Genomic DNA, 4,099 nt, shown 5'->3' with positions numbered 1-4,099 from the left:
AGCCATCAAAGTACCCACATAAAAAAAGAAATGCCAGTCAGCTTAACTGACTGGCATTGGCCAATAGGCCCTTTTTTAATGTGTTGCTTCTTGCTCAGCTCTTTGTATTTGTTCTTTTAAGAATTGAGCTACTTTGGAGTATTCAATTTCATAACTATCGCGCAGTTCAATTAAATCATCGCTTGATAGCTCATCTTCTTTGCAGCGTTTTTCAAATTCGGCAGCTAGTTCTGCAACTTTCATTGCACCAATCGTTTTTGAGATTGACTTGAGCTGATGACAGGCTGAAATGATTTTCTCTAAGTCTTGCTCAATAACACCACTGTTGATTTCTTTACTAAGTTGATTACTTTGCTCTAAATACATTTTGAAAAAGCGTAGTTTCTTTGCTTCATCATTGTTTACATAGTTAGCAAGCATCGCCATATCAATAGGCGCTGTTGGCCTTTTAACTTCAAGTTTAGTGGCTTCAGGATTCGTTTTGTATGCACATTTGTGTAAAGTGGCCTCGAGCACATTTAGCTCAACAGGCTTGGTGATGTAATCATTCATCCCTATGCTTAAACAGCGTTCTTTTTCGCCTTTAAGGGCATTGGCGGTGATAGCAATCACATAAGGTTGAGCGTTAATATCTTCAAGCTGCGATGCTTCATGACGAATTTTTTCAACCATATCGTAGCCTGACATTTTCGGCATGTGTAAATCTGTCAAGATAATTGAGTGTTTACCTTCACGCCATGCTTCAAGGCCTTTTTCACCATTTTCAGCTACTTCAACACCATAACCTAATAGATGGAGCTGATCAGTTAACACTTGCTGATTTAATACGTTGTCTTCAACAAGCAATACAAGTTTGTTCTCTTCGCGGGCTTTATCAACACTTAAATAGTCGTTAAATGACTTAGCCGAAGCAATTTGTTTTGGCTTATGTAAACCTGCCGCCACTAATAGCGACATCATAAAGTTAGACTTACACAGCGGTGCAGCATTTAAGTAGAAGATATTTTTATGATTAACAGCGGCTTCATCTAGCTTACTTAATACAATTACTTGCTGTTTATTGTCTTCTAAGGTGTATAGCAAGCGGCGTAAGATATAGTTAATATCTTCCATGGTTTCGATACCATCGAGGATCCAAATAATATCTTTTTTATCTTGTTCAGCTTCGATTTTGTCGCTGCTATCAGCAATAACAGGTGTTGCCCCCATAAATGATAGATAACGAGTAAGTAGTTTTTTGCGGCCATCATGATTGGTTACAACTACAACACGTTGGTCTTTCATTACCTGTTTGTGGGCATATTCAACTTTACCTTGTGTACTAAAAGGTAACTCGACAACAAACTCACTACCAATACCTAAATCACTTGTTACAGAGATGGTACCTAGCATTAGCTCAGTTAAGCTTTTACAAATCGATAAGCCTAAACCAGTACCACCGTATTCACGGGTGATTGAGCCTTCAGCTTGAATGAACGGGTTAAAGATTTCACGAAGCTGTGCTTGTGTCATACCCTTGCCGTTGTCTAATACGCTAAAACGTAGGGTGTAGTGATCAGTGGTGTTTTGAGCCACCTCTACCGAAATTTTAACGTGGCCTTTATGTTTATCATCAGTACTAGTGAACTTAATTGCATTACTGCATAGGTTATAAAGTACTTGGCGAACACGCACCGTATCACCAATCAAATTTGTAGGGATATCTGGCGCAATTGCTAGCTCTAATTCAAGGTCACGCTTTTTGGCCACCGATGATAAAACACGAGCGACCTCTTCAATGGTGTCTGACACTGAGAAAGGAATATTATCGATATTCAGTTTACCTGCTTCGATTTTCGAGAAATCGAGAATGTCATCTAATATACCTAATAAAGAAAATGCAGAATCACGAATAATTGTACTTAATCTGTGCTGCGCACCATCAAGCTCGGTTTGGCGGAGTAAGTCAATGGTACCGATAACCCCATTCATAGGGGTACGAATTTCATGGCTCATGGTTGCCAAGAAAGTCGTTTTGGTTTCGTTTGCCTGTTCGGCTTTGAGAGTTGCTTGCTCAAGAGCTAGAGTACGGTTTTGTACTTCGTTTTCTAGACCACTTTGTAGTTTCTGTAAATCTACCTGAGCAGCTTTGTTTTCTGTTATTGCTGATTGAACTTTATTAAGTAGTAAATTGATATTTTTTGCTACTGAATCCAAACCAAAATCTAGGTTTTCATTTACTTGGGCTTGGTAGTCAGCATTGTCTGTGATGGCCATTAATTCACTGCTTAATGACTCACTACTTTTAGTAAAACGCTTATTAATAAAGATACTTAAGGCAAAAGATAAAATAGCCAGTGCTACTAAAGTCAATGCGGCTAAACCATATGCAAGACCTGCAGACTGCGCAATGGGTTCAGCAATCGGGTGTTGCTTTATAACTAGTTCACCAACTGGTTGATCATTAAACTCTAACACCGTATGAATAAGGGTGTTTTGTTCTAGCTTTTGATTAACTTTACTGGCTTCGATTAGCTTTTTATTACTGGCGTATACAAGCGATACATCGCCGTTGAATTCATATCGATATAAATAGTAATCAAAACCATCATTAAGCAGGAGACTTAAATCGAGAACCTCTTTTACTTTATCTTGGCCAGGCATAGTTAATGCGCTGATTAGAGGTGCTGAAAGCTGATTTGATAATTGCTGCGTTGTGATAGTTGGTTTGCTATCTTGCTGAGTTACTTCACTTGTTGGATAAAAAGAGTAAGCAACAACCGCAAGTAGGGTGATGACAAGATTCGTGATTATAAAAAGCGGTAGTAGGCCTTTTACAGGTGAATTTGATTTACTTGGCATGGCTTTAGTCCAACAAATTATACAGCATCATTAAGCATATTCTTGATTATTGGACAATCCTACCATCTATGAAGAAAAATTCACCACGTTTTTAAGATAGGTAACCCTTTTATGATGAGGGTCAACCAAAAAGCACAAAGTTTGTAGATTAAATAAGCTAAAAACTATTAAAAACAGCAATCTTGATTGAAAACTGTGCAAACAGTTAGAATCCTCAAAAAAAAGTTGACTTGAGAAGGCAAAACCCGTTTAATACGCCGCACGCCCAGACAGCGACAACCAAATTTGTTGCTCATAAGTGCGTTTGAAATTTGCCCAGATAGCTCAGTCGGTAGAGCAGAGGATTGAAAATCCTCGTGTCGGTGGTTCGATTCCGCCTCTGGGCACCATTATTTAATATGTTGGTGTTTAATTTATGCTTTAGACATCAGTATCGTGCATAGCACACAGATTTAGTGTGCCGACTTAGCTCAGTTGGTAGAGCAACTGACTTGTAATCAGTAGGTCATCCGTTCAACTCGGATAGTCGGCACCATTTATTTAAACATCAAGCTTCTAGCTTTTTGTTATGCCCAGATAGCTCACTCGGTAGAGCCATCGGGAATTGCATTGAAAATCCTTGTTGATATTCTGCATAAAACTAAATTTTGCCCAGATAGCTCAGTCGGTAGAGCAGAGGATTGAAAATCCTCGTGTCGGTGGTTCGATTCCGCCTCTGGGCACCATTATTTGATAATCTCTTTTAAAGTGATTATAGTGCACAACGCACACGATTTTAGTGTGCCGACTTAGCTCAGTTGGTAGAGCAACTGACTTGTAATCAGTAGGTCATCCGTTCAACTCGGATAGTCGGCACCATTTATTTTTAAACGAAAGTTTAAAATGCCCAGATAGCTCAGTCGGTAGAGCAGAGGATTGAAAATCCTCGTGTCGGTGGTTCGATTCCGCCTCTGGGCACCATTATTTATAATCACAACGTGATTAAGTGCTAAACGCACACAGGTTTAGTGTGCCGACTTAGCTCAGTTGGTAGAGCAACTGACTTGTAATCAGTAGGTCATCCGTTCAACTCGGATAGTCGGCACCATTTATTTAATAGTTAGCATCTAGCTAATTGTTTTGCCCAGATAGCTCAGTCGGTAGAGCCATCGGGAATTGCATTGAAAATCCTTGTGGATATTCTGCATAAAACTAAATATTGCCCAGATAGCTCAGTCGGTAGAGCAGAGGATTGAAAATCCTCGTGTCGGTGGTTCGA

At 39.4% G+C, this 4,099-nt stretch carries 1 protein-coding gene and 6 tRNA genes; 6 read left to right on the top strand and 1 reads right to left on the bottom strand.

The features are described 5' to 3' along the window. Positions 1-75: 75 nt before the first annotated feature. Positions 76-2,841, bottom strand: a complete 2,766-nt coding sequence (locus tag VRK28_RS02460; protein ID WP_062564937.1) for a hybrid sensor histidine kinase/response regulator — start codon at positions 2,839-2,841, stop codon at positions 76-78. Between the two features lie 313 nt (positions 2,842-3,154). Between VRK28_RS02460 and VRK28_RS02455 the strand changes: the two genes are divergently transcribed. The 6 genes from VRK28_RS02455 (at position 3,155) to VRK28_RS02430 (ending at position 3,928) form a co-directional block, all read left to right on the top strand. Then, positions 3,155-3,230, top strand: a tRNA-Phe gene (locus tag VRK28_RS02455). Positions 3,231-3,300: 70 nt separating this feature from the next. After that, positions 3,301-3,376, top strand: a tRNA-Thr gene (locus tag VRK28_RS02450). Between the two features lie 114 nt (positions 3,377-3,490). Continuing rightward, positions 3,491-3,566: transfer RNA gene (locus tag VRK28_RS02445), tRNA-Phe, on the top strand. 57 nt (positions 3,567-3,623) lie between these two features. After that, a tRNA-Thr gene (locus VRK28_RS02440) sits at positions 3,624-3,699 on the top strand. A gap of 26 nt (positions 3,700-3,725) precedes the next feature. Next, positions 3,726-3,801, top strand: a tRNA-Phe gene (locus VRK28_RS02435). Positions 3,802-3,852: 51 nt separating this feature from the next. Next, positions 3,853-3,928: transfer RNA gene (locus VRK28_RS02430), tRNA-Thr, on the top strand. Positions 3,929-4,099: the final 171 nt, after the last annotated feature.

The sequence above is a fragment of the Pseudoalteromonas sp. P80D2 genome, from assembly GCF_036680945.1.
Lineage (GTDB): Bacteria > Pseudomonadota > Gammaproteobacteria > Enterobacterales > Alteromonadaceae > Pseudoalteromonas > Pseudoalteromonas shioyasakiensis.
The sequence above is the reverse complement of the archived record's forward strand: the minus strand, read 5'-3'. Positions and strand labels throughout refer to the sequence as shown.

What these genes read in the sequence shown, in the direction of transcription:
- VRK28_RS02460 (WP_062564937.1), bottom strand. Translation starts at nt 2,841, where the DNA reads ATGCCAAGTAAATCAAATTCACCTGTAAAAGGCCTACTACCGCTTTTT.